At 53.1% G+C, this 24,889-nt stretch carries 19 protein-coding genes, 2 tRNA genes, 1 other RNA gene and 1 pseudogene; 14 read left to right on the plus strand and 9 right to left on the minus strand.

Annotation, left to right across the window (positions count from 1 at the left end; genetic code table 11):
• Positions 1-49 precede the first annotated feature (49 nt).
• The gene (locus IPK01_10645; protein MBK7933941.1) at positions 50-670 is read right to left on the minus strand and encodes a cation transporter; all 621 of its coding nucleotides are present in this window, start codon (positions 668-670) and stop codon (positions 50-52) included.
• Positions 671-1,013: 343 nt separating this feature from the next.
• On the opposite strand from IPK01_10645, the gene IPK01_10650 reads away from it, so the two are divergent.
• From IPK01_10650 to IPK01_10660, 3 genes are all read left to right on the plus strand, one after another.
• Entirely contained in the window at positions 1,014-4,049 is a 3,036-nt protein-coding gene (locus tag IPK01_10650) for a VCBS repeat-containing protein (GenBank protein MBK7933942.1), read from the plus strand.
• Positions 4,050-4,254: 205 nt separating this feature from the next.
• Positions 4,255-5,655 carry a hypothetical protein gene (locus IPK01_10655; protein ID MBK7933943.1) on the plus strand — a complete coding sequence of 467 codons (1,401 nt, stop codon included), beginning with the start codon at positions 4,255-4,257 and terminating at the stop codon, positions 5,653-5,655.
• 8 nt (positions 5,656-5,663) lie between these two features.
• Positions 5,664-8,366: an ankyrin repeat domain-containing protein gene (locus IPK01_10660; GenBank protein ID MBK7933944.1), complete on the plus strand. Its 2,703-nt coding sequence runs from the start codon at positions 5,664-5,666 to the stop codon at positions 8,364-8,366.
• A 128-nt stretch (positions 8,367-8,494) separates the two neighbouring features.
• Here IPK01_10660 and IPK01_10665 read toward each other — a convergent pair whose 3' ends face one another.
• The gene (locus tag IPK01_10665) at positions 8,495-8,707 is read right to left on the minus strand and encodes a hypothetical protein (GenBank protein MBK7933945.1); all 213 of its coding nucleotides are present in this window, start codon (positions 8,705-8,707) and stop codon (positions 8,495-8,497) included.
• Positions 8,708-8,721: 14 nt separating this feature from the next.
• Between IPK01_10665 and IPK01_10670 the strand changes: the two genes are divergently transcribed.
• The gene (locus tag IPK01_10670) at positions 8,722-10,866 is read left to right on the plus strand and encodes a hypothetical protein (GenBank protein ID MBK7933946.1); all 2,145 of its coding nucleotides are present in this window, start codon (positions 8,722-8,724) and stop codon (positions 10,864-10,866) included.
• Between the two features lie 69 nt (positions 10,867-10,935).
• Here IPK01_10670 and IPK01_10675 read toward each other — a convergent pair whose 3' ends face one another.
• The 6 genes from IPK01_10675 to IPK01_10700 all read right to left on the minus strand — a co-directional run bounded on the left by IPK01_10675 (position 10,936) and on the right by IPK01_10700 (position 15,086).
• Positions 10,936-13,008: a VCBS repeat-containing protein gene (locus IPK01_10675; protein ID MBK7933947.1), complete on the minus strand. Its 2,073-nt coding sequence runs from the start codon at positions 13,006-13,008 to the stop codon at positions 10,936-10,938.
• A 199-nt stretch (positions 13,009-13,207) separates the two neighbouring features.
• Positions 13,208-13,306, minus strand: an RNA gene (ffs, locus tag IPK01_10680) — signal recognition particle sRNA small type.
• A 101-nt stretch (positions 13,307-13,407) separates the two neighbouring features.
• Positions 13,408-13,498, minus strand: a tRNA-Ser gene (locus IPK01_10685).
• Between the two features lie 52 nt (positions 13,499-13,550).
• On the minus strand, positions 13,551-14,318 hold the full coding sequence (gene aqpZ / locus IPK01_10690) for an aquaporin Z (GenBank protein MBK7933948.1): 768 nt from the start codon (positions 14,316-14,318) through the stop codon (positions 13,551-13,553).
• Positions 14,319-14,394: 76 nt separating this feature from the next.
• Positions 14,395-14,484: transfer RNA gene (locus tag IPK01_10695), tRNA-Ser, on the minus strand.
• A gap of 140 nt (positions 14,485-14,624) precedes the next feature.
• Positions 14,625-15,086 (minus strand): nucleoside deaminase, encoded by a 462-nt coding sequence (locus IPK01_10700; GenBank protein MBK7933949.1) that lies wholly within the window; start codon positions 15,084-15,086, stop codon positions 14,625-14,627.
• Positions 15,087-15,195: 109 nt separating this feature from the next.
• Here IPK01_10700 and IPK01_10705 point away from each other — a divergent pair, with 109 nt between their 5' ends.
• The 5 genes and pseudogenes from IPK01_10705 (at position 15,196) to IPK01_10725 (ending at position 18,613) form a co-directional block, all read left to right on the plus strand.
• Positions 15,196-16,131 (plus strand): DUF2270 domain-containing protein, encoded by a 936-nt coding sequence (locus IPK01_10705; GenBank protein MBK7933950.1) that lies wholly within the window; start codon positions 15,196-15,198, stop codon positions 16,129-16,131.
• Between the two features lie 103 nt (positions 16,132-16,234).
• The gene (locus IPK01_10710; protein MBK7933951.1) at positions 16,235-16,522 is read left to right on the plus strand and encodes a zf-TFIIB domain-containing protein; all 288 of its coding nucleotides are present in this window, start codon (positions 16,235-16,237) and stop codon (positions 16,520-16,522) included.
• Between the two features lie 21 nt (positions 16,523-16,543).
• Positions 16,544-17,434, plus strand: a complete 891-nt coding sequence (locus IPK01_10715) for an esterase family protein (GenBank protein MBK7933952.1) — start codon at positions 16,544-16,546, stop codon at positions 17,432-17,434.
• A gap of 29 nt (positions 17,435-17,463) precedes the next feature.
• Complete coding sequence (locus IPK01_10720) at positions 17,464-17,823, plus strand: four helix bundle protein (protein ID MBK7933953.1); 360 nt, start codon at positions 17,464-17,466, stop codon at positions 17,821-17,823.
• 26 nt (positions 17,824-17,849) lie between these two features.
• A pseudogene (locus IPK01_10725) lies at positions 17,850-18,613 on the plus strand (inositol monophosphatase).
• Here IPK01_10725 and IPK01_10730 read toward each other — a convergent pair.
• Entirely contained in the window at positions 18,610-20,490 is a 1,881-nt protein-coding gene (locus tag IPK01_10730) for a VCBS repeat-containing protein (protein ID MBK7933954.1), read from the minus strand. The pseudogene IPK01_10725 and the gene IPK01_10730 sit on opposite strands and share 4 nt — an antisense overlap.
• A 146-nt stretch (positions 20,491-20,636) precedes the next feature.
• On the opposite strand from IPK01_10730, the gene IPK01_10735 reads away from it, so the two are divergent.
• The 5 genes from IPK01_10735 (at position 20,637) to IPK01_10755 (ending at position 24,884) form a co-directional block, all read left to right on the plus strand.
• Positions 20,637-21,503, plus strand: coding sequence for an acetyl-CoA carboxylase carboxyltransferase subunit beta (locus IPK01_10735; GenBank protein ID MBK7933955.1), 867 nt, complete (start codon positions 20,637-20,639; stop codon positions 21,501-21,503).
• A 6-nt stretch (positions 21,504-21,509) separates the two neighbouring features.
• A complete protein-coding gene (locus tag IPK01_10740; protein ID MBK7933956.1) occupies positions 21,510-22,763 on the plus strand; it encodes a bifunctional folylpolyglutamate synthase/dihydrofolate synthase in 1,254 nt (417 codons plus the stop codon).
• Positions 22,764-22,888: 125 nt separating this feature from the next.
• Complete coding sequence (locus IPK01_10745) at positions 22,889-23,419, plus strand: hypothetical protein (GenBank protein ID MBK7933957.1); 531 nt, start codon at positions 22,889-22,891, stop codon at positions 23,417-23,419.
• Positions 23,420-23,423: 4 nt separating this feature from the next.
• On the plus strand, positions 23,424-24,164 hold the full coding sequence (gpmA, locus tag IPK01_10750; GenBank protein MBK7933958.1) for a 2,3-diphosphoglycerate-dependent phosphoglycerate mutase: 741 nt from the start codon (positions 23,424-23,426) through the stop codon (positions 24,162-24,164).
• 30 nt (positions 24,165-24,194) lie between these two features.
• On the plus strand, positions 24,195-24,884 hold the full coding sequence (locus IPK01_10755; GenBank protein MBK7933959.1) for a DUF4197 domain-containing protein: 690 nt from the start codon (positions 24,195-24,197) through the stop codon (positions 24,882-24,884).
• The last annotated feature ends 5 nt before the right edge of the window (positions 24,885-24,889 follow it).

Here is a 24,889-nt window from a genome sequence, read left to right on the forward strand (position 1 = left end):
GCAAGATAGGGCCGCTTGCCAGTAAGGATAACTTCGACGTAACGGACCCTTAGCCGCAATGGCAATCGTCGCAAGTTTTGCCGTGTAGGGCGTCGATGCCTTCTTTGGCGATCATTGGCACCATTATTAGTGCCGCGAGCGGATCGGCCCACCACCAGCCGAAAACGGCGTTGAGGACAAGGCCGCCGAGTAGAATTGCCGAGAGATATGCACAAATATCGGTTTGGCGTGAATCGGCAGCCATTGCATCGCTGTTCAGCTGGGCTGCGACCTTACGTTTCTGATACGCGAGGAACGGCATCACGACGAGAGAAAGTGCGGCGATACTGATGCCGATGTATGTTGTCTCGGGCAATTCACGAAGCCAGAGCGATTTCACCGCATCAAACGCAACATAGACAGCGAGTGCAAGAAAGCTGACACCGACAAGCCGCTGAGCGAGACGTTCGCGGTGTTCGCCCGAAGCAAGCCGCCAAAGAATGATCGCACCCGACGAAACCTCGATCACGGAATCAACACCAAACCCAACGAGAGCGATACTTCCTGCGAAAATTCCCGCACCGACGGCAATAATACCTTCGAGCGAGTTCCAAATGATCGTGATGTAAGCAAGTCGTCGTCCATGACGCTTTGAGTCGCTTTTATTTGTATCGACGAGTATCGCCTCCATGACAAGATTCTATCATTCGAATCCTAACGCGGCCTGATCTTTGCTCCTGGCGACATGTCTTTGAGGTCTTTTGTAGGTTTCCAGATTCGGCCGGAGATCCGGTTGTTTGCCGTTAGTGATGTCTTCGACGGTCAGGATCTATCTTTGCGGATCATCTTTGTTCCAGCCGGGCGTGTTCTGAGGAGGTGAAACGCCGCGGCCGTCAGATTGTCGAATTGGGCCATAAAGTATTGGTTTTGGAGGGAAAATGGGCGTATAATTTAGGAAAGTTCAGCGTCTATTGTTTGTCTGCTTGTACCTATTAGGAGATCGAACCATGAGATCCCGATCCAATATTAAGAAAATGAGAGTTTTGACGTTCGCAGTCCTTGCGTTCGCGTTGTTGTTCAGCGGCAGTTCGGTGTTCGCGGCCGCCACAGTAGATCCGGCGTTCAATCCAGTGACGTCGCGGCCGATCGAGGGTGGTTCAGCGATGGGCCAGGCTTTGCAGCCGGATGGCAAGATGTTGATCTGGGGTGCTTATCTCGCAGTAAATGGACTGGCAAAGGGACAGGTCGCACGGCTCAATTCCGATGGCAGCGTTGACACCTCATTTTCTTATTGCACGTGTCAGGGGTTAAGTTCGATCGAATCGGTCGCCGTTCAGAACGACGGCAAGATCTTGCTGTCAGGCAGGAACGACGCCAATCGGGGCCAGGTTACACGGATAAATTCGGACGGATCGCATGACAGTTCGTATTGGCAGGTATTCGCCGGTGCGGTTCCGCCGGTCGGCGGCGGCAGCGCAATAATTTGGGCAGTGCTGCCCGACAATAAGACACTTGTCGAACGGTTTGAATCGCAGCAAGGTTTTTCATCGAGAAGTCTATATCGTTTGAATACGGACGGTTCTATCGACAGCACTTTTACGACTTACGCGATCGGAGCCGGCCAGTTGATCCAGACGTATCTGAACAGTCTCGCGGTCGCACCGGACGGAAAGATATATTTGGGCCGGACGACATACAGTGGCCCATCGTCGTCGGCGACCCTTAGCCGAATCAATGCCAATGGGACGGCCGACAGCTGGGAAGTTCCGAGTCTGACAATGGGCGGCTCACCGAGCCAGACGTCGATCAGCAGCCTGAGTGTGCAGAGTGACGGCAACTTATTGGTCAGCGGAAATTTTGACACTGTCAATGGCGTTCCGCGCATTAAGTTGGTCCGTTTATTGCCGGCCGGAAACGTCGATATGGGTTTTTCCGGTCCGTCGTTCTTTTCCGTGGGTACGATTCGGCCGCTTTCAAACGGGAAGATATTGATCGGTGCGTCGTCCGGGCTAGGTAATCCGGGGCGGATATTTCGTTTGAATTCCGATGGTTCGCAGGACGGTACGTTCGTAATGGATCCTACGATAACCGGCGTAAACAATAAGTTTGCGATCGACGGTTCTGAAAGGCCGGTGTTCTTTGGAACATCGACGCTGGGAACGAACTATTTCAGGCTGGACATCAATGGATCGTGGGATCAGAGTTTCGCTTCGTCCACGGCGGCGATAGGCATCGTCAAAGCGATCGCACGGCAGACCGACGGAAAGATCATTGTCGCCGGCACATTCAGTCAAATGAATACGACCGCAAGGCCTTCGTTTGCGCGAATTGATCCGGATGGCACGACGGACCCGACCTTTGATCCGGGAACGGGTTTCAGTTCAACCCCGACCGACATCGTTCTGCAGACCGATGGAAAGATCATCGCGTTCGGGCAATTTTCGACGTACAACGGCACCGCCGTTTCGGGAATGATCCGGATAAATTCGAACGGTTCGCTCGACAACACATTTTCGCCGGTCGTTACAAATGTGAACGGCGTCAGTTTTCAGACGGACGGAAAATTGTTGATCGCAGGTTCATTCTCAACATTGAACGGTGACGCCAGATCGCGCGTCGCCCGGCTAAACGCGGATGGCACGACCGACCTTTCATTCAACGCCAATATCACTTCGGGTACGGTCAATACGGCCCAACAGTTGAGCGACGGAAAGATAATCATCGGCGGCGGCTTTACGGGTGTCGACGGCTTTAACCGCTCAAATTTCGTTCGTGTTAATTCCAACGGAACGCTTGACACGGCGTTCAACCCGAGCAGCCCACCGACGATCGCAAGGCTCTATATCCAGCCTGACGGCCGGTATCTTTTTATCAACGGTGCAAATAGCGGTATCGGCCAACGCAACGCTGATGGTACGAACGATGCTACGTTCGCAGCTCCGACGTTTACGGCGAACAGCGATCTGAGGATCTATACGCTTGCGGTGCAAAGCGACGGCAGCATCATTGTCGGCGGCCTGTTCAATTTGGTGGGCGGCGTGCCGCGAAACAACCTTGTCCGTCTTAATTCGAGCGGTAAGGTGGACAAGCTTTTCTTCCAAAAAGGTGCGGGCGGAACAGTGTATGCATCGCTCAATGAGCCCGGCGGCACGACAATTCTCGGCGGTGATTATTGGCGGATCGACACCATCGTCAGAGGCGGTTTGGCGAGGGTCGTGCCGGGAGCGTTCAGCAGCCCTTCGCCTTTCGATTATGACGGCGACGGACGGGCCGATGTGTCGGTATTCAGGGCGTCGGAGAATAAATGGTACATACTCAGAAGCAGTGATACGACAGTTTTCCAGCCAATATTTGCCGTCGCTGGCGATATTCCGGCGCCGGCTGATTTTGACGGTGACGGTCTGACCGATGTGGCAATATTCCGGCCGTCAAATGGCGACTGGTGGTATCTAAGTTCGGCGACCGGTCAGCAGATCAACGCTCGATGGGGCCTGGCCGGCGACATACCAATGCCTTCAGATTACGACGGCGACGGCCGAGCGGATTATGTACTGTTCAGGCCTTCGAGCAGCCAATGGGTCAGGGCGAGCAGTGCCAACGGATCGGCGTCGAACCGAGCGTTCGGTGTGCCGGGAGACAAACCGCTGATCGGAGATTTTGACGGTGACGGCAGATCGGACGTGGCGATATATAGACCGTCAGACGGCAATTGGTGGTGGTGGAGCAGCTTTGATAATGTTCAACGTGCGACGCGTTGGGGCATCGCGACGGATATTCCGGCACCGGCAGATTACGACGGCGACAGTAAGACCGATTTTGCCGTTTATCGACCGTCGACCGGAGTTTGGTACATCGTCAATAGCAGCAGTGGAGCCTATTCGATCTTTCCGTTCGGCATCGCCGAGGACAGGCCGGTCGCCGCCGATTACGATGGCGACGGAAAGGCCGATCCGGGTGTGTTCCGCCCCTCGACCGGGATCTGGTATTTGCTGAGAACGACCGCCGGATTTACCGGCCTGCAATTTGGAAATGCCAGCGATGTGCCGACGCAGAGCGTGTATTTGCAGTAGGTCTGTTTTCGTATTTGGGATCAAAGCCGGAGTTGAGAGACTCCGGCTTTTTTGTGTCAAAGGATGCCGCATTTGGTACGGCAGTTGCGCGTGTTAAGAGTAAACCGTGTCGAAGGCACGGATCGAGCGTTTGATCGCGAAAAAGTTCATGAAACACCGTGGAAAATAGCTAACTTTGTCGAAGATCGATCAAGGGGGGCACGTTATGAAAAGGTACATATCCAAGATCTCAAGGACTTTGTTCATTGCGGGAACGGTCGTGTTGGCCGTTTCATCGGATGCGGCTCAAACGATCGATTGTCAAGGAACAATTCGGTCTTGGGAACTGAACACGCGCGATCAGGAACTCGTTCGATATATGGCGACGCACACTTGTAGGTGTCCGAGTTCGACCAGCCAACCTGTTTGTGTGCCGAACGATCGGCCAAGCGAGCCGGTTTCGAGACCAACACCGAATCCCGGCACCGGGGGCGTTTATGTTGACAACTCTGCTGCGATCGCCGCAGCAAGGGCTGAAGCTGAACGAAAACAGCGACAGGCGGCGTTCGATGCGTCAAAACGCGATCTGCTCGCCAGCCTAAAGTCTGGTCGAACTTCGAGCGATAATAATTTGGGACTCAAACCCGGAACGACGACCGCGAAGCAGTGTCCGGCGGGGACCATATCGTCGGCGGGAAACTGCATTACGGATACGACCGTCAAAGCGTCCGACTTTCTATTCGCACTTCAGACCAGCAGATTCGAGCCGATGAACAGCGGCGGAAAGGTGGTAGACACGAGCCGACCGCCAACGGACGGTCACGGACTGGTCGGTGGCACGACGTGGACGTACGGTTTCAAGCACCCTATGGGCGATTGCGACGCCGCATGCAAGGAACTGATGAGGCGTAAGGTCTATGCACAACATCTCAAATACTGCTCCGCACAGCCTGATCCCGAGGCTTGCATCAAGGAAGGGCCGCCGTTCACACCTGATCTTTATACGTTCGTAACATCGATGGCGAGCTACAACACTCCGCTCAAGGACCTTTCGGAACGCGTCGCGTTTGACAGCGTGACGTATGGTGAATTTTCGCGGCAGCATCAGGAGATGTTCAAAGACCTCAAGGGGAAGAACTTTGAAACGCTCGATTGCCACAGCAACGGAGCGATGCTCTGTCTCGCTGCACTTCGCAGCGGCGACACAAAGGCGAGAGAGGTTCGATTGTTCGGGCCGCAGATAAATGAGACCTCGGCGAAGATTTGGTACGAATATGCTCGAAAGAACAACGTTAAGGTAACTGTGTTTATCTACAACGGCGATCCTGTGCCTGCGGTTTCGTGGGCATTCGCATCGCCGCCGATGTCGATGGGCAAGACGGTAGATACCGCATGGGTGAAAGATCGATCGACAGATCCCGATTTCGTTGTTGACGCCATCTATCAGTCCGTGAACGACCGGACAACCGGCTCGATGACTAGTGCTCTCGGCCGATACGGTCTGCAAGTCATACGCTTTGACTGCAAATTGGAGTTGAACCCTCTCAACTGTCACGCAATGACCAAATACGAGAAAAACGTCATTGAGAGTGAGTCTATGCAACTGCCGCCGCTGCCTAAGAAGTGAGGTGTGAAATGATCAGAAAACTCGAATTTGTACTGTTACTCACGTTCATTGTTTCGCTTTACGGGTACGCGGACGGACAGAATATTTCCAACGAAGCCCGCCGCCACTTCGACCGCGGAATGGCGGCCGTCGAGACGGCCAAGTCACCCGAAGATCTTAGTGTTGCGATCACCGAATTCAAGCAAGCAACCGTGCTCGCACCGGATTGGGCCGACGCCTTCTTTAATCTCGGCAAGGTTCAGGAGGCCGCAGAGAAATACACCGACGCGATCGGAAGTTTTCGGAAGTATCTTCAACTATCGCCTGAGTCACCGGACGCTGGTGAGGTGCGAAGCCTGATCAACAAGATCAGCTTTAAGCGTGAAAAGCAGACGGGTATTAAGCGTGTCTTCGATCTGCTTATCAACGGAAAGCGAAAAGAGGTCGACTGCTCAAGGACCGGCAAAACGTGGGGTGCCTTTGGTGAATACAACCTTCTTATCAGGTTTCGGAAAGTCGGTGACCGCATCGAGGTTCAGAACGAGGACGTTGCGTTTCACCAGCTACATCCCCCGAATCCGGGGTCGGGCGGCGAAACCCGGCAAGCCTGGAATAAGCAACGGAGCCTGTGGGAACCGGTCGAAGTTAATGGCGACAGCTACAGATACACTTGGTCGTGGTGGATAGATTATAGCTCAGGTTATGAGGTGGAGATCGTGAACGATGTGACCGGAAAGATCATCTCGGTGAACCCGCCGCGTGTTCTCGAGACCGTTGAGTCACGATTCGCCAGAAATATACCGATCCTCGAAAATCCCGGGCAGATCGTGACCGGTTCCGGAGGCTCGCGATGCACGGTCGAACTGACCGAAGATCCAAATCGGCCCGCGAATCCGCTGGACAAGAAGGATCCATATGGAAAAACGGCTCTCCACCGGGCGGTCGACAAAAGGGATACTGCCGAGATCGAGTCACTGCTGTCTCAAGGTGCGGACATAAACATAAACATCAACGACAAACTGCACGACACACCGCTCGAACTGGCCGTAAATCGAGGCTATACGGAAATCGTCCGGTTCCTGATCGACCAAGGCGCGGACATTTCCGGCATTGACGCGCTTCTGCACTCGGCCGTCTTCATGGGTCATGCGGAGGTGGCTGCTTTGCTCATTGAGAAAGGGGCGAATGTTCGGGCCGTCGACAGCTACGGCAATTCAACGCTCGAAAATGCGGTCAGCCAAAAACGCAAAGGTGTGGCAAAACTCCTTGTTTCAAAAGGAGCCGATGTCAATGCAAGGAATAAAAATGGCAACACTTTGTGGACGCAAAACACTGAAAAGTCAGTATTTGAACTTTTGATCGACCTTGGGGCAGATGTAAATGCAAAGGACAAACACGGAAAGTCTCCGTTACACCAGATCGCTTACTATGGCGATCCGGGCATTGCCGAACTTTTGATCTCAAAAGGAGCAGACATTACTGCTGCAGACACAGGCGGAGGTACGCCGTTAGACGCGGCGATAAATGCCAGAAAAAAGGAAATGGCCGCATTCTTGATATCTAAAGGTGCGGATATCAAGTCAAAGGATAAGTATGGCAACACGCGTCTGCAAAGAGCTTATGGTAAAGACGAGGTCGCATTTTTGACCGGCCTCGGAGCAGACGTTAACGAACGAGATCAATACGGATCAACTCTATTGCATCGAGCGGTCTCGGAAAACAAGTCCGATATTGCCGAGTTTCTGATCAATAACAGGGCAGATGTCAACGTTAGAGACAATCGAGGCGAAACGCCACTGCACAAGGCAGTATCTGAAAACAGAATAGAACTGGTGGAAATGTTGATCAGGGTACGAGCCGAGATCGACGCCAGGGACAATGACGGCTACACACCGCTCCACCGGGCGGTTTCCGGACATAGTTACAGTGAAAGAAGAGAATTGGTCGAGTTGCTGGTCCTGAAAGGAGCTGACATCAACTCAAAAAACAACGGTGGATCGACACCCTTGCATACGGCGATCGTCAACTGCGGCAGCAAAGAGAAGTGTGACAAAAGAGAAATGTTCGATCTGTTGATCGGGAAGGGGGCAGATATCAACGCAAGGAACAAGGCTGGCCTGACTCCGTTGCAGACCGCTGAGATCAACAACCGAAAAAACATGGCTGAGGTGCTAATCGCAAAGGGAGCCCTCACCGACGGTTCAAATGTGAACCTTCCAGATGAATCCGGAAAAACCGCACTCCACAATGCTGCGATAAATGATCAAAAAGACGCGGCTGAACAGCTGATCGCCAAAGGTGCAGACATCAACGCCCGTGATAAGGACGGTATCACGCCGCTACACTTTGCTGCGAATGTTGGGAGCGTCGCGGTCGCTGAGCTGCTGATCACGAAAGGTGCAGATATTAACGCATTAGATAAGACAAATGCTACGCCCGCTCTTACAGCTTTAGCAATCGCGTCGATCATGCCTTACAGGGCAGCGAAATGTATGCAAGTTTTCAAGCTTCTGGTCGAAAAAGGTGCGGATATCAAGACACCTTCGAACAATCAATGGACCCTGCTTCATAATGCCGTTTCTTACTCTAATAAGGAGGCTGTCGAATTGCTGATCGCAAAAGGAGCTGACATTAACGCAAAGAACAAAGACGGCAAGACACCGCTGCAACTTGCGATCGATTCGAAGAATAAGGAGATCGCGGAGTTGTTAAAAAAACATGGAGCGTTGTAGTTGAAACCGGCCGTCAGGTTCTGTTCTTACGAATTTGATGATCCGACGTTGACTACGAATTCGTTCACTTCGAAGGTGGGCGATTTGAAACCTTTGATGAAATTTGAGATCGAGTATTTGATAGTCCGTTACCCGTAGCCGCCGCGGAGCCTGAAATGTAAAAATAGCCGGAGCGTTACAACTCCGGCTTTTTTGTCGGTAACGGCGGTTGGTCCCGTTCGATTTCGCTGCCGCTGAATGGGCAACCGCGTTTTCGCGGCAATACCTGTCCGATACTTGTTCGGCTGATACCAATTTGCCGCGAACCTCGCCTTATCGAGTGTAGGAAGTTTTACTTTCATAAGGAGCGAGGAAAATGTACTTATTAATAAATACGATCAATTCAATATTTCGCGGTGTGATGTTGTTCATGGGGGTGCTCGCAGTGGTGAGTTTGCTCGCGGTCGATGCGTCGGCGGCGAAGGGAAATTTGGACCGTTCGTTCAACGGCGGCGGTGTAAATGTGTCGGCGGTCGCCGGTGCGGAAAAGGCAATGGACGCGGTGGTACAGCCTGACGGCAAGATCGTTGTCGTGGGCGGCGGAGCGGTCAATGGCGCGACGTGGGATCTTGTGGTCCAGCGTTACAATGCGGACGGCACGCTTGATGCGGCTTTCGGCAATCAGGGCAAAAGCTCATTCTCGCTCGGAACTCTGAGCGAGGTCGCAAATGCCGTCGCGCTGCAATCAGACGGCAAAATCGTGGTCGCGGGCTATTTTCAACAGCCGACCAACTGGGCAGATTATTTCGTCGTTCGGCTGTTGCAAAACGGGCTGATCGATACGACATTTGGCAATCAGGGTGTCACCATCTATTCGCCGACACAGACGACGGATATTCCCGTTACCGTCGCGATGCAAACGATCGGCGGTGTCGAGCGGATCGTTGTTGGTGGGTATGTCAGCACGGCGGGGACGATGTTCTCGGTCTCGCGGCTCGATCTGAACGGCCAACTCGATCCGACATTCGGCGAACAGGGCATCAAAAACGTGACCGTCGGCGGAAACACGGACATTCTGCAGGACATTGCGATCGATAGCGAAAATCGTATCGTTGCGGCAGGTTCCAGCCGGTTCGATGCGGGCGGAGGCAGTTTTCGTGACGATTTTGCGGCCGTCAGATTCACGGCGAACGGACAGCTTGATACCAGCTTTAGCGGCGACGGCAAAGTGATAACTCAGATGGGTCTACTTGCTCAGGCTCGTTCGGTCGTGATCCAAAACGAAAAGATCGTCATCGGAGGATTTGCCCGCGTCGGGGTGAACAATGATTTTGCGTTGGCCAGGTACAACACGGACGGCACGCTTGACACGACATTCGGCACGAGCGGCAAGACCTTCACCAATTTTACGAACAACGAAGAGCAGATCCACGAACTGCTGCTGCAGAACGACAAGAGGATCGTCGGCGTTGGCTTTACATTCACGGGCAACAATCGTAATTTTGCGGTCGCACGTTACACCGTGAACGGTGTGCTCGATACGGCCTTCGGTTCGTGCGGCAAGGTCATGACGGATCTCGGTACGACGGTCGACATAGCATATGGAGCGGCGATCCAACCGGACGGCAAGATCATCGCGGTCGGTGAATCGAACAATGCTGCAACGAGCGCTGATTTTGCGGTCGTGCGATATACGACCGGCGGCCAGGCTTCGGCGGTGAATAGCGATTTTGACGGTGACGGGAAAGAAGACGTGTCGGTATTTCGGCCTTCGGACGGCACATGGTACATGAATTGTACGTGCGGCGGTTTCAGCGCGGTCAAATTCGGCCTGGCGGGTGACATTCCGCAGGCCGGTGATTATGACGGCGACGGCCGTACGGATCAGGCTGTTTACCGCAGCGGAACGTGGTATGTTAACCGCAGTTCGGACGGGCAAATGTGGGCGGTGCAATTTGGTATTGCGGGCGATGTGCCGACGGTTGGCGATTATGACGGCGACGAAAAGGCTGACGTGTCGGTTTGGCGACCAACGACAGGCGTGTGGTACGTATTGCGGTCGACCGATGGCCAGCCGGTCGTCACGCCATTCGGGCAGAACGGCGACAAACCTGTCGCAGCCGATTATGACAACGACGGCAAAACCGACATCGCCATCTATCGCAACGGCGATTGGTGGATAAAGAAAAGTTCGAACGCCGATGGAAATTTGACGTTCCAAACATTCGGTATTGCATCCGATACAGCGATTACCGGAGACTACGATGGCGATGGCGTTGCCGACCTGAATATCTATCGTAATTCGGAAGGCAACTGGTATCAGCGTTCGGGAACCGCGACACGCATTACGCGTTTTGGAATCGCGACGGACAAACCGGTGGCGGCTGACTACGACGGCGACGGCAAAGCTGATATCGCGGTCTTTCGCAGCGGCGTCTGGTACGTGCTCAACAGCTCGACAAATAGCTATAGCTACTTTCAATTTGGGCTGGCGTCAGACATGCCCTTGGCCGGCAGGTGAGGGCGGAAGAAAAACGGAAAAGCAGGAGCGATAGCCGCCCCGGCTTTCTGTTTGGTGTTCTAACATGAACTACGGGACGTAGACATTCGGAACAGGTATATCTCCGCTCTGGCCGAAGGGTTGGATCAATGTGCCTGCCGTCGATCGTTGGACGAACCAGGTTGATGTCGAAGGACGGAAAATGGCAGCATCAAATTTGCCGTCGCCATCGTAGTCGGCCGGAACGGGCAAATCGGTCGAAATGCCGAACGGGAAAGCGTAGTAGCCCTGGCCTTCACTCCTCAAAACGAACCACTCGCCGGTTGCCGGACGCCAGAATGCGATGTCAGCCTTGCCGTCGCCGGTGAAATCGCCCTTAATGGGCTTGTCCGTGCTCGTTCCGAATTGGTTAGCGTTAACACTGCCATTCGAGCTGTTCAGTATCCACCACTGCCCCGACGAAGGCCGGTAGACCGCGATGTCAGACTTGAAATCGCCGTCATAATCAGCGGTGACCGGTATGTCGCCATTCGTGCCGAATGTCACGAAGGTCGTGCCGCCGGACGATCTGTTGATGTACCAAGTCGAATTGGACGGACGGAATACCGCAACGTCGGCTTTTCCATCACCATCAAAATCAGCAGGTACGGGAACGTCGCCATTGGTGCCGAACGGAGTTGCGAAATAGCTGTTGTCCTCACTGCGGAGAATGAACCATTCGCCAGTCGACGGACGCCAAAATGCGGCGTCGGTCTTGCCGTCGGCAGTAAAATCGGCAGGCACGAGCTTGTCAGTCGCCGTGCCGAATTTAACGGTCGAATTGCCGCCATCGCTGCTTTTCTGAAACCACCATTCGCCGGCAGATGGCCGAAAGATCGAAAGGTCAGCTTTGCCGTCGGCATCAAAATCGAAAGGCGTCGGCGAGAACGAGCGTTCAAATGCACCAATGTCAGAGCCGTTGCCCGCCGGAGCGTTCTGAATAAAAAGGTTGTCGTAGGGACGTATTGAACCACGCTGATCGTTCGCAACCGTCGGGCTGTTGCCTTGGTCGATCGCAGGGCTGCGGGTCAATACCGCACGCGTTTCAGTTGGCCCGCCGTTGTTTCTGAGGGCGCCGATACGCGGGTCGATAGGGTTTTGGGTCGTGCCGAGCTGGTTGTTCGCACCGGTCCATTCGCTGCCGTCGGCATTGCCGATCAGGTTGTAGCTGCCGGTGATGCCTTGGCCGAGGCTGGCACGGCCAACGACGTCATTTCCGTCAAATGCGGTGTTCAGAGCTATAAGGTTGTTGGTCAGGGTCGCGGTCGCACTGTTGTAAAATCCGCCGCCGTTGGCTGCGGTATTGCCCGTGATGGTGGTGTTGATCAGAGTTGCCGTCGCCGCCGTTGAAGTACTGTAAATGCCGCCGCCATTTAACGACGCCGAGTTGCCGTCGAACGTGCTGTTCGTCGCGTTGATAGTGCCGCTCGTCCCGATATATATGCCGCCGCCGCTGCCGCCGTTGTTGGCGATATTGGCATTGATCGTACTGTTGGTGACGTTTATCGTCCCGCTGTCAAATACATAGACGGCACCGCCATTGATGGCCGCGTTGTTCCGGATGGTCGAATTGATGAGCGTGACCGTGCCGCTATTCGCCATATAAATGCCGCCGCCGCTTGCCGAAGCGGTGTTATTCCGCAAGGTGCAGCCGTTGAGCGTCAGAGTGCCGCTGTTGCCCATGAAAATACCGCCGCCGAGGGTCGAGCTAAAGCCTCCCGCGATCGTCAGGTTGTTTATCGTGAGGACCGCGCTGTTGACGAGCGTGAAGACACGAAAGCTGTTGTTGGCATTGACAGTAATTCCCTGAGATTGAAGATTATTGATGGTCATCGCGGCAAGCGGAATGTCGGGCAGCGGACTGAGCAGCGAGATCGTGAACATATTCGTGCCCGCATTGAATCCCGGATCGGTCGTCGGTACGGCGAACGTAACAATGTTTGCCTCGGTGTTGACGGTCGCGTCGAGCATCGCCTGGCGAAGACTGCCGGGGCCGGCGTCCGCAGTGGTGTTGACGGTCAAACTGGCAGCGTGAACGCCGATCGCACCGAAAGCGATGCATACCAGTCCAAAACCGAGGTAACGCGTTAGACCGCGTCCGAGTCGAGTCATTATGTATTTCATTGTTAGTCCTTAAGTTACCGAAGCGGCGCAAGTGTGTGAATCAATAGCAGCACAAAGCGTTTGTACAGTTATAATCAGAGTTTAAACGCTGCGAATGGATGTGTCGGTGTGTTACCTCACTTAGTGAGAATATACTTGTGTGGAGACGCAGAAAGAGCCGGAGGTTGAAACTCCGGCTCGCGGTTTGACTAGAAAATGGCGGCCTCAGACTTGACCGCAACACACAATTGGTTTCGCTACCGTTGCTCGATTCCTCGCCTAGCGGAGTTCACGATCAATCATTGTGCGGGGCCTGAGGCCATATGGATTTTGGATCTCAGATTTTGGATTTTGGATTTTCAAGATGACCAGGTCATTCTTTTGCCTCCAAAATCGAAAATCCCCAATCCAAAATCGATCTGGCGGAAAGGGTGGGATTCGAACCCACGGAACCCTTTTGAGGTTCACTACATTTCCAATGTAGCCAATTCAACCGCTCTTGCACCTTTCCGAAAATTGAATTGATAAATATCCACGAGCAAACTTTACGTTTGAACTCTATTTTATTCTTCTTCGACGATGATCTCTTCGACTATGACCTCGGTCACTTCTGCAGACTCGGCTACGTCGTCACCGACCAGCCAACCGTACGAGAATCCGGCAAGCAATGCTCCCAGGATCGGTGCGACCCAAAACAGCCAGAGCTGTTTTAATGCCCACGGATCGCTGTAAATAGCGACAAAGATCGCAGGTCCCGTGCTGCGGGCCGGATTGACCGACGTGTTTGTCACCGGTATCGAGATCAGGTGGATCAGCGTCAGACAAAGGCCGATGGCGATCGGTGCAAAACCTGCAGGAGCCTTTCGATGCGTCGAGCCGAGAATGACGATCAGAAAAAAGAACGTCAACACCACCTCTGCAACAAACGCGGCAACGATCGAATACTGCGTAGGCGAATGGCTCTCGTAGCCGTTCGAAGCAAATCCGCCGCTGAGGCTAAAACCCGCCTTACCGCTTGCGATCAGGTACAAGATCCCGGCTGCAGCGATCGCACCCAGAACCTGAGCAATTATGTACGGCAGCAGATCTTTACCGTCAAACCGTTTTCCGGCCCAGAGGCCGAACGAAACAGCCGGATTGAAATGCCCGCCGGATATATGCCCCAGGGCATAAGCACCGGTCAGTACGGTCAAACCGAATGCCAGCGAGACACCGGCGTATCCGATGCCGACGCTCGGGATGCCGGCAGCCAGTACGGCAGCTCCGCATCCACCCAGTACGAGCCAGAGCGTTCCAAGAAACTCAGCGGTCAATCTTTTTGGTAAAGGCATAGTCGTTCCTCCTGTGGTTTTCTCAAACTTCGAGAACTGCTACATCTAACAAAAATAAGATCGTTCAAATATCAAATGGCGGAGAGGGTGGGATTCGAACCCACGGAACCCGTTAAGGCTCAACAATTTTCGAGACTGCCCGATTCAACCACTCTCGCACCTCTCCGCGAACGTTCCATTCTAAAGGTTTGGTTGGTGGTATTTCAAGTTGCTAGGTAAGAAGAGAAAGGTTTAACCGCGAAAAGACACCAAAAAAACACAAAATAGAAGAAGTTTCTTTCACTCTTTTAGTCTATTTCGCGGTGATCAACTCTTGCGCCTTGCCTGGAAGAATTCCTGCATTAGGCGGCGGCAGTTTTCGGCGAGGACGCCGGAGGTTATCTCGATCCGGTGGTTTAGATCGGGGCTGTCGCAAACGCGGAACTTTGATTCGACGGCACCGAAGCGTTCGTCTGCGGCTCCATAGACGAGGCGGGCAACGCGGGCATTTACTAGGGCTCCCGCGCACATCGCGCAGGGTTCGATGGTGGAATAGACGGTCGTGCCGGTAAGGCGATAGTTGCCGATGCGGGTCGCGGCGATCCGCAAGGCGAGGATCTCAGCATGTGCGGTCGGATCGATATTCTTGATCGTGCGGTTCGACGCCGCTGCGAGAATTCCGCCGTTTTCGTCGATAATGATGGCACCGACCGGAACTTCGCCCATCTTCGCTGCGTCGCGGGCCATGCCGATCGCTCGGTACATCCAATTCTCATCTTGTTCGTTCATCGCAATTGAGTGTAGCGAAACAGAGATAATCTTGCATCTGAACACCTAAAATGTTAAACATAATGTTGACGCTTTTGCCCCCTTCGAGAGCATAACTGCACATTACGCTATGAACGACGAGGTTCGATCCGGAACCCAATTGGTCGATGACGACATACACATCACGAATGTGCCGGCGTCGTTCCGCGCCTTCGCCGATGAAGTAAAAAAGCGCAGCCAAAAACCAAAAGCAACACCCGAAGCCATCGCCCAAAAGCTGGCACCTGCCGAATTCAACACGGCGATGGTGCATTTTTACCGCGGCGAGATACAGCGTTCGAATATCTGGCGGGGACGGCTTGATGCTACGACGAACTGGGCCGTGATCACGGCCGGTGCGACGCTGTCGTTCGTTTTTAGCTCGCCGGACAATCCGCATTTTGCGATACCGATCAATACGCTGCTTGTTTCGATCTTCCTGTTCATGGAGGCAAGGCGATACCGCTATTACGAGGTTTGGGCCAATCGCGTGCGTGTTCTAGAAACAGGCTATTTTGCCCCGATGCTGTCGCAGCGGACCGTCGCTCCGGACAAAGAGTGGGCCGAGCATATCTCGTCCGATCTGATCTCGCCGCATTTTACGATCAGCGAATGGGAAGCGGTCGGACGGCGGCTGCGTTCGAATTATCTGTGGATCTTTGTGCTGCTCGCATTGTCGTGGACGCTGAAGGTATATATACATCCATCACCCATTCCAACAGCGACCGAGGCGGACCGCAAGATCTTTTGGGATATTTTCTTTTCACGGGCGACGGTCGGGCTGGCGCCGGGCTGGTTCGTTGTTTTATCGGGTGCGTTCTTCAACGCGTTGATCATCTTTGTCGCTTTCAGTACGCTGAAATTGCGCGACGCTTCGAGCGAGGTATTACCGCTCGAGAGTTTTGAGTGGCATCCGCTCAAACAGGTTTCCGATTGGGCTGAAAGCAGCCTTAAACGCCGCAACACGATCCGCCGCTCGAAAAAGGCGCGACAGCGTGTGCGTTCTATTCATAAGACTGAAAGTTAGTGAAAAGCTAACAGTGAACAAGTTGATAGTGAAAAGTTGTGGATAAGTTCGATCCATAGTTTTCACTCTTAATTATTAGTTTCTAATAAAGCAAGGAGAATTTATGGCAATGGATCTGGAGAAGCGGGGCGACGCCCTTGAGAATGAGTATTTTTACAAGAAAGAACAGGAACTGATCGCCAAGATGAAGGCGAAGATGTCAGAAGAGACTTCGGTCGCGACCGAGCTGAAATGTCCGAAATGCGACGGTACGCTGGTCGAGACCGATTTTGAATCGATCAAGATCGACGTTTGCAATAAATGCACGGGTGCGTGGCTTGATCCCGGTGAATTAGCTCAGATCACGGAAAACGAAAAAGGCGGCGGATTTTTTGGCAAGATATTTGGGTAGGCCCGGAGGAATTAGCCAGAAATGAACGCAGATAGACGCAGATATTTTGGGATCGTATGGTTGGTCCTAATGCTCGCGTGTGCGGCGATAGGTCAGTCGGCGGCCAAAACCGGATTTAGCGAAGAAAAGCTAAAGAGCAAAATGATGGCTCGTGAGATGCCGTATCGCGTCATATTGCCGACGGGTTATGCAGATCCAAAACAAACATCTCTACGATTTCCAGTCGTTCTTTTGTTGCACGGGCTTACCGGACACTACAGCAATTGGATCGACAAGACCGGTCTCGTAGCGTACGCCGCAAAGCATGATTTCATCATCGTCACACCCGAAGGCGACAATGGTTGGTACTCGGACAGCGTTACGGCCGCCAACGATAAATACGAAAGCTACATCGTCAAGGAATTGATTCCCGAGATAGATGCAAAATATCGAACACTTGCTGAACGCGATCATCGAATGGTCGCCGGGCTATCGATGGGCGGCTATGGTGCTTTGAAGTTCGGGCTGAAATACCCTGAGATGTTTTCGTTCGTCGGTTCGTTCAGCGGGGCGTTGGGAGCTCCCTCGTTCACTGAGAAAACCGCCGGCAATATCGGCAAGGGAATTGACGTTATCATGGGAGCCGAGGACGGCGATTCACGTAAGTCCAATGATATCTTCCGGATGATCCGTGAACTGACTCCTGATAGGCTCAAAGCTCTGCCGTATATATATCAGTCATGCGGGACCGAGGATTTTCTCATCCAGAATAACCGCGAATATCTTGCCTTGTTGAACGAAAAGAAAGTCCCGCACGAATATCGCGAGCATCCGGGCGGACATACGTGGCCGTTTTGGGACGAACAAGTGCGTGAGTTCCTCGCCGTCGCGGAACGAAGGGCTAGGCGACAAGCAATTAGCGATACGCGATAAGCGAAGAGTCGAGCACATAATCTATGCCGATGAAGGATTTCCGGACTTTGAGTGTTTGGCATAAATCTCATGGTTTGACTTTGCGGATTTACGAAATTACGCGCTCTTTCCCCAAGGAAGAGCTATTCGGTTTGACAAGTCAAATTCGGCGAGCGAGTTCTTCGATATCTGCCAATATCGCCGAAGGGTGTGGACGTGATAGCGATGGAGACTTTCAACGATTTCTGCAAATCGCGTTCGGTTCAGTTAACGAGGTTGACTATCATTTGCTTTTGGCTTTCGATTTAAAAATTGTTGACGAGGTCACGTATCGCGAACTCCTCGAAAACGTCATTGAGATCAAACGAATGCTATCCTCACTAATTCGAAAGGTCAGAATGGACCGCTAATTGCTTATCGCTTATTGCTATACGCCATGCTAAATTTTGCTATTGAGACGGCCCGAGAAGCCGGCCACCTATTGCTCGAGAAATTTGACCGCGGCATCGCGGTGCAGAAAAAGGGCGACATCAATCTCGTGACCGAGGCCGACCTCGCCAGCGAGGCCCTGATCATCGAGCGGATCAAATCGTATTATCCGAAGCATTCGATATTGGCTGAGGAATCGGGGGATGCAGTTGTCATTGGCGGTGACACAACGTGGAAATGGGTGATCGATCCGCTCGACGGGACGACCAATTACGCTCACGGGTATCCATGTTTTGCGTCACGCTCGCCCTCGAACACAACGGCGAGATCGTGATCGGCGTAACGTATGATCCGACTCGAAACGAGCTATTTGCCGCAGAACGCGGCCGCGGGGCAAGTCTCAATAACAAACCTATCAGGGTGTCGAGCTGCGAGAAAATCGGTGATGCGCTGATCGTCACGGGCTTTCCTTATGACATTAAACAGCGTGAGGATTTTGCACGACATCTGACAGAGATGCTGCTGTCGTCACGCGGGGTCCGGCGTGACGGATCGGCGGCGATCGATATGGCATATGTCGCCTGCGGACGATTTGACGGATTTTGGGAAGAAGGCCTCCACGCCTGGGACGTAGCGGCCGGGCTGTTGCTGATCGAAGAGGCCGGCGGCCAGGTCAGCTACTATGACGGTTCACCGTTCAGCATTTACGCCCCGCCGATATGCGCTTCGAACGGACTGATCCATTCGCAAATGTTAAAGATCCTAGCCTAAGGCACGTACGCGCTTGGGATAGGCTTTACTTGGCCATTTCCCCATTGCTGCTGTGAGAGCCCGGTAGTCGAGCCAAGTATGTACCAAAAATTTGTGCCCGGGCGATAGATCCCGATATCGGCCCGGCCGTCACCGTCGTAGTCACCAACGACCGGAATGTCGCCGGTAATTCCCCACGACAAGCCGTAATAAACACCGCCATTCGTCAGCAAAATGTAAAAATCCGGAAGGTTCGAGTCGTCTGTCCCTCGAAATACCGCGACATCTGATCTGCCATCACCGTCGTAATCAGCGATGACCGGTTTGTCGGTCGAAATTCCGAACGGAAACGCGAGATAGCTGTTGGTGGCGCTTTGCCAGAAATGCCATTCGCCGCCGGTCGGGCGGTAGACCGCCAGGTCACCGAGTCCGTCGCCGTCAATGTCCGCCATTTGCGGGATGTCGCCATTCGCACCAAATTGCTGTGCGTAGAACTGATTTCCCAGCGATCGAAGTTGATACCAAATACCGGTCGATGGCCGAAATACCGCAAAATCCGCACGTCCGTCTCCGTCGAAGTCATTTGGGATCGGAATATCGCCCGGTGAACCAAAAGCAGTTGTCACAACGGTCGTTGAAATGCTGCCGAGCACTAACCAACTGCCATTCCTGAAAACGGCAATGTCGGCTTTGTTGTCGCCGTCGTAGTCGGCGGGAACGATCTTGTCAGTGGGCAAACCCAATTGGACAGAGCGTGGTCCGGAGGTGCTCTGATCTATGTCCCAAGTTGCAGTTTGCTGATCGACCGTAGAAACGTCAGTTTTGCCATCGGCGTCAAAATCGAACGGCGACCTGGGTATCCGTTTGATGGCAACGTCATTACCGTCACCGCCTTGATATGTGATCTGGTATGCGGTGTTCAGTGCACCCGAGAATACACCGCCCTCAGGTAGATTGCGAAACGTGCCGATGACAGCATCAGTTCCGTCATTGCGAATGATCACGAGGCTCTCGCCGATCGCCGGGCGAAAATTGTTGAACGGCAAAGGTATCAATGTCGAGCTGTCCAGGTTCACGGTTCCGGTAACATTCAGTTGATCGTGTCCGTTCGCTCCGGGTAAACTCCCGGCGATCTTGCAAACATAGGTTCCGGCGGGATATATGTGCAGAATTCCATTAATGTTCAAAACGCCGGTCGGCGAAGTGAGTGTTCCGGCGCTGATCGCACCGACAAAAACGTCAACGATCCCGACCGATCCCGTTCCGCCAAAACCGCTGGGCAAATTTGGATTCGGGTTTGCGTTTCCGGTATTGATAAGGACGTAGGACGACGGTGTTGAAGCGTCGTTGACCAAAATGCCGCCGTTGACGTTTATTTCTCCGCTATATCCGGTTGCCGCGGCGATCAAACTTGCTCCGGTTCCCGCCTTTACAATTCTCCCGCTGCCCGAGAGTAAGCCTATGCCGAGTGCCCCGGTGCCGTCGATCGTCAAGGTGTTGCGGCCGACCGACAAGATCACGATCGTAGCGGTTGCGGCGTTTGCGGAAGTAAAAGTCTGGGCGCCGCTGAGCGTGATCGCGGTGTTTAGTGTTTGCGTGCCGGAGTTGACCGTGATCCCACTGGTCAAACGAAGCGGATTGCCGCCGATCGTGTATGTTCCGCCCTCGATGGTGATCGAACGATACGTCGTGAAGAGCGTAGTGTTGTTATTGTTGGATTGCTGCGGCGCGGCGGCAGGGAAGACGAGATCGTCATTCGCGACGGGCGAACCGGCCGGCGACCAGTTAGCACTCGTGCCCCAGTTTGCATCAGCGCCGGCACCGGTCCATGTTTTGATCGCCGCATTCGCTGAGAGCACGGGGACCGTCAACAGCAAGAACAATAAAAGTGAACGCATAAAAATAATCCTCAACGTGATGGGCCTGAATGAACTGCCTAAAATTTAGCACAGTACGGGCATCCATACCAACGGATTCTGATGCACCTCTTTTGCTTGCGATTGGCCGTGTGCTAACCTTAATTTTTCGTTAAATTGTATTAATTATGTCATGGTTTCGCCGAGACAAACCGAAGATCGAAGGCCCGGAAGAGGACGAAGAGCGTACCGTCAGGACCGAAGGCATTTTCGTCAAATGCCCCGAGTGTGACAACGCTCTGTACAAGCGCGAACTGAAAGAGTCGAGCGAGGTCTGCACTCATTGCGATTATCATTTTCGCTACCCGGCCGAAGGACGCTTAAAAGATCTGTTTGACGATGGACGATACGAAAAGCTCGACGAGGAAGTGACGTCGGGCGACCCGCTCAATTTTACCGACTCAAAAGCATACAAAGACCGAATCGTACAGGCCAAAGAATTGTCAGGTCTCCCGGAAGCAATAATCTCCGGCAAAGGAATGGTAGGAGGGCATCTGACGTTCGTAGGTGCGATGGACATGTCGTTCATCGGCGGTTCGATGGGCTCGGCAGTCGGCGAAAAGATCACGAGATTGATCGAATATGCTGTTGACCAACGCGGAGCGGTCATTATTTTTGCAGCCTCGGGCGGAGCCCGTATGCAGGAAGGCACGCTCAGCCTGATGCAAATGGGCAAGATCTCTGCTGCACTCGCCCGGCTCCACGATGAGCGTTTACCATTCATCTCAGTCCTGACAGACCCGACAACCGGCGGTGTAACCGCGAGTTTCGCGATGCTCGGCGACGTCATCCTCGCCGAACCAAAGGCCCTCATCGGCTTTGCCGGCCCGCGCGTCATCGAACAAACCATACGCCAAAAGCTTCCCAAAGGCTTTCAACGCAGCGAATTCCTCCTCGAACACGGCATGATCGACATCGTTGTCGACCGCCGCGAAATGAAAGACACCATCGTTCGGATGCTGGATTTCATGATGAATAAGAGCATCGCCTCGTAAACGTCCATGACGTTTGAAGAATCACAAAATTATCTTCTTTCGCTCGGCAACGAAGTTTCTGCAATGAAGCTTGGTCTCGAGAACATCCGTACACTGCTCGACGCACTCGGAAAACCCCACGAAGAATATCTGAAGGTACAGGTCGCCGGGACGAACGGGAAGGGGTCGGTTTGTGCGTTTTTGGATTCGATCTGCCGCGAGGCCGGTGTTCGGACGGGGCTTTATACATCGCCGCATCTGGTTTCGATCACCGAGCGAGTGAAGGTTGATGGTGTGGATATAAGTGAGGACGAATTTGCTCGGTTGGCAACTGTCGTTCGCGAGACTGCGGAGAAACTACTCGCCGACGGCGCTCTCGAATACCGGCCTACCTTCTTTGAACAAATGACGGCGATAGCTCTCGTTACGTTTTCCGAAGCAAAGGTAGAACTCGCCATCCTAGAAACCGGGCTCGGCGGCCGGCTCGACGCGACGACCGCAGCGAATGCGGAGATCGCGGCCATCACTCGGATCGATCTCGATCATCAGGAATATCTTGGCAATGATCTTAAGTCGATAGCTACGGAAAAGGCCGCAATTATTCACGCGGGTTCTAAGGTTGTTGTTTGCGAGCAGTCGCGGGTGGCGATGAAGGTGATACGCGATCGATGCAAGGCCGTTGGGGCGAAGGAGCGGACAACCGCCGAGTTTTTGGGACAAGGCTTTGGCCTGCCGCGACTTGGCCTGCTCGGCGAGCATCAGGTCGAGAATGCCGAGGTCGCGATACTGGCTGCCCACACGTTGCGTGATCATTTTGATATCAGTGACGAAGCAATCGTCGCGGGCCTTGAAAACGCCAGGCATCCCGGACGGCTTGAGTATGCAGGCAAATATTTATTTGACGGAGCACATAACGTTGGCGGAGCAAAGGCACTTGGCGATTATCTGAGGAAATTTGAAAAACGGCCGCTAACGATCGTCTTCGGAGCAATGCGTGACAAAGAGATCGCTGAGATCGCGTCGATCTTATTTCCGCTGGCGGAAAGGATCGTCTTGACCGAACCGGAAAATTCGCGATCATTGACCTATCACGAATTGCTTGAGCAGATTCCGTCTGAGATCTCCCGATCGAACATCTTCGCGACCGATAATGTCGAGAAAGCGTTGACGATCGCAGAAACGGTGACGCCTGAGGATGGGATCATTTTGGTTACGGGATCGTTGTACTTGGTTGGAGATGTGCGGAAAATTCTTTTGACACAGTTCGATGCTCCGAATTAAAGTAGGACAGCGGTTGAATTCGTAAATTAATGTTGCGAGCGTTCTTTTCACTATTTCTACTTCTCTTGTCGGCGGCCAATGTGGTCTCGCAAGACCTAATCCCGGCGAATCCATTCGGTTTCGTGATGAATCAACCTGAGCGATGGTTTTCAATTGGAAAAGAAGAGATTGCGGCCGGTCTTAAGAGGCTCGAAATGAGTGAGGGCTCCCTTAATCGCTTCTTGGAACAGAATCAAGGCAAGCATCTCTTGTTTGGATATGTCCGGTATAAGCCAGATTCGTTCAACGGTATGAACCCAAAGATCGAAGCCCGCGTGTTGAAGTTGAAGACGACGGAGCCTATCACTTTTCGGGCATTCAAGCCCGCAGCCGAGGCGGCACTTAGACGAATCGCTAAGGAATTCAGTGAGCAAAAGTATATTGTCGAGCCCTCAGAAATACGGATAGGGGACGTTGCTTCCGTTTATCACATCTCCGAGTTTTCAATAACGACGCAGAGCGGGGCGAAGCACCGTGTTCGTAGTCGGACATATATGATTCCTCGCGATACTTATTTTTTTCAGGTTAGTTTCGTTGACGAACCTGCGGTTAACGATTTGTCGGCTGAGTTCGAGGGATTGGTGAAATCAATAAAAATCACAGAGTTGAAAAAGTAAATTTATGTACAGAATTGTTTTGATTCGTCACGGCGAGAGCCAATGGAATAAGGAAAATCGGTTTACGGGTTGGTACGACGTTGACCTGAGCGAAAAGGGAAGATCTGAGGCAAAGGCAGCCGGTGAATTGCTGCGTGCCGAAGGATTTACATTCGACGAAGCCTACACGTCGGTGCTTAAACGGGCCATTCGGACGCTGTGGACGATCCTCGATGAGATGGATCTGATGTGGCTGCCGCAGACCACATCGTGGTTACTCAACGAGCGGCATTATGGCGGTTTGCAGGGACTCGACAAGGCAGAGACGGCCGCAAAGTATGGCGATGAACAGGTCAAGATCTGGCGCCGCAGCTATGACATTCCGCCGCCTGAGTTGGACGCATCGGACGAGCGTTATTTGGGTGACGATCCGCGATATGCGGGCGTTCGGCCGTTTCCTGCGACCGAATGTCTTAAAGATACGGTTGAACGTGTAGTGCCGTATTGGGAAAATGAGATCGCACCAAAAGTGAAAAGCGGCAAGCGTTTGATAGTCGCCGCTCACGGCAACAGTTTGCGGGCTCTCGTCAAATATCTGGACGGCATCGCGGACGACGAGATCGTCAACCTAAACATCCCGACCGGCGTGCCGCTTGTCTACGAACTCGATGCCGATCTCAAGCCAATAAAAAGCTACTACCTCGGCGATGCCGAAGCGATCAAAGCGGCTCAAGAAGCCGTAGCAAATCAAGGCAAGGCGAAGTAATTCAAAAGTAAATGGGTCAAAGGTAATAAAATGTTGAAAATTCTCGCAGCAATACTTGTAATGGCGGCGTTTACGCTCAGCGTTGCGGCGCAGAATAATAAGAACGTTTCCGACAACGAGATATCCGGCGGGCTCAAAGAGGCTTTGTCTAAAGGCGTCGGGTCGGCGATCAAGTCGCTTGGAAAAGAAGACGGATTTTTTAAGAATGTCCGCGTTAAAATTCCGCTTCCCAAATCGCTGCAAAAGGTCGAAAAGATCGTTCGGGTCGCCGGTCAAGGAAGGGCCGTTGATGAATTTGTCCTTTCGATGAATCGAGCTGCTGAAAAAGCGGTTCCCGTCGCGGTCGATGTGTTTGTCGATTCGATCAGGAAGATGACGTTCGATGACGCCCGGCAGATCTTGTTCTCGAAAGAGCAAGACTCAGCCACGCAATTCTTTCGACGCACCTCCGAGGAGACCCTGCGTGAAAAGTTTCGCCCGATAGTCGAAGAGTTCACCGCCAAGACCGGCGTTACACAAAAATACAAAGCTATGATCGGCAAAGCCGGTTTCGCTGCCCAATTCCTGGGCAAAGACGCCACCGACCTTGACGGCTACGTCACCCAAAAAGCCCTCGATGGTCTTTTTCTCCTCATTGCCGACGAAGAAAAGAAGATCCGCAAAGACCCCCTAGGCCGTACGACATCGCTTCTCAAAAAAGTATTTGGAATATTGCGGTGAAATAG

Source organism: Acidobacteriota bacterium, assembly GCA_016713675.1.
In the GTDB taxonomy this organism is placed as follows: domain Bacteria; phylum Acidobacteriota; class Blastocatellia; order Pyrinomonadales; family Pyrinomonadaceae; genus OLB17.